This is a genomic window from Moorena sp. SIO3I6 (assembly GCF_010672095.1).
The window spans coordinates 1-1,686 of record NZ_JAAHHU010001097.1; the positions used below are offsets into that span (position 1 = coordinate 1).

General features: G+C 47.3%; 2 protein-coding genes. Both read right to left on the bottom strand.

Annotated elements, in window-relative coordinates; translation table 11 throughout:
* Position 1: 1 nt before the first annotated feature.
* Positions 2-1,000 carry a PRC-barrel domain-containing protein gene (locus F6K49_RS46510; RefSeq protein WP_293025554.1) on the bottom strand — a complete coding sequence of 333 codons (999 nt, stop codon included), beginning with the start codon at positions 998-1,000 and terminating at the stop codon, positions 2-4.
* 356 nt (positions 1,001-1,356) lie between these two features.
* A partial coding sequence (locus F6K49_RS46515; protein ID WP_293109235.1) for an AAA family ATPase occupies positions 1,357-1,686 on the bottom strand: 330 nt, incomplete at its 5' end.

A 1,686-nucleotide genomic window follows, 5' to 3' on the forward strand; every position in this document is an offset into this window, starting at 1 on the left:
ATTAGTAACCAGCCTCTTCTTCGTATTCTGGAGCTTTCTTTTTCTCAGGAATGTTGACTCGCGGTGCTTTGTAAGGCTCTGGGGAGCGGTCATCATCCCAGGCATCACCCTCGACTTCGTACTTGTCATAGTCCTGGGTGTTGGTTTTACCATAGGAAGGCTCGGGTGAGCTATAGACTGGCTGCTCGTAGCGCACTGGCTGAGGGGACTCTTTCCGTTCATCGCTCCAGTTATCTTCTTCTAATCTGGCTTCGACATACTTCTTCGGGACTGGTGCTTCTCGTCTGATCGGCTCTAGTTCTGGCTCTTGCCAATCGTCATCCCAGGCATCTTGGGCTCGGTTGGCATTCTCTACTGTCTGAGAGATAGGAGTACGTATTGGAATCCCCGTTCCCAGTTGATTTTCTGGTCTAGCCGTTGGAGTATAGTATGGGTCTTCTGTGTCCTTTTCCCAAGGGGGTCTGCCAATCCCCATACGCTCTAAGACCCCGACGGTTAACTGGATCAGATGCTCTTGAGCTTCCTCAAATACAATTAATCGGTCTGGACCACTGCTGACAATTTCATCAATGGGTAGCTCATAAGTACTAATAACCTGGTCGGGTATTTGGGGTAACCCTATTGATGCAATGATTAGGGCGGAAACGGTGCCATCTTCTACATTGAACTTGAAGCCTCTAACCCGACCTAAGAGTTCACCGGTTTCGGTGATCACTTCGCTGTTAATCAGGGTACTATAGGCATCGACATCAATATCTTCGATAACGTCTTGATCATCTACCAGGATGACATCACCAAATTGCCGAATGCTGCTCAGGAGCATGTACTTTGGCATACCGGCTACTGCCAGAAGGTTATCTCGCAGACCCAGTGCCACAACCTGCCGTCTGTCTATATCTACCAAGAGTTCCTTGACGACTCCGAGGCGCTTACCATTGTCACGGGTAATTACCTGAGTATTTAAGATATCGGAGCGTGGACGAATTTGTTCCGTTGTCATTATATCTCGCTTTTCCTGAGCTATACTCCTGATGGATTAAAAATAAATAATACGTGAGCATTAATACGTGAGCATTCAGCTAAAGGCCTTGGCCGTTGGCCACGCGGGGCGCGTTTGGCCACGCTACGGGAACAGCTTTCAGCTTTCAGCTAAGGTAATGCAACCCTTAGGTTGATCAACAGACTACAGAGGTTATATACAACCTCTGAACATCGGTTTTTTTTTCGTACAGGACGCCCTTCGGACGAGGGGTTCGTGGGTCGGTTCTCTCCAAAATCAATCATGAACGGCTTATAGCTGATGAGCCTTGGGCTGAATGCTTACAATAATAATGGATTTGATGAATGGGATTTTATCTAGTTAACCGTACTTTTGGGTGATAGTTTTAAACCCAATACTTGAGTGTATGCTCCCCTGGCTTGGGTAACACCAATGGTGCGTTGAGCAGACTCAATCATAGGACGGCGTAAGCTTACTACAATAAATTGCGCAAGTTTAGCCTGTTGTTTGATCATTTTAGCTAATCGCTGGACATTTGCCCCGTCCAAAAACATATCGACTTCATCAAAAGCATAAAATGGCGAGGGACGGTAGCGTTGTAGGGCAAAGATAAAGCTAAGGGCTGTGAGGGATTTTTCTCCTCCTGACATAGATGCTAGCCGCCGCACCGGTTTACCTTTGGGGTG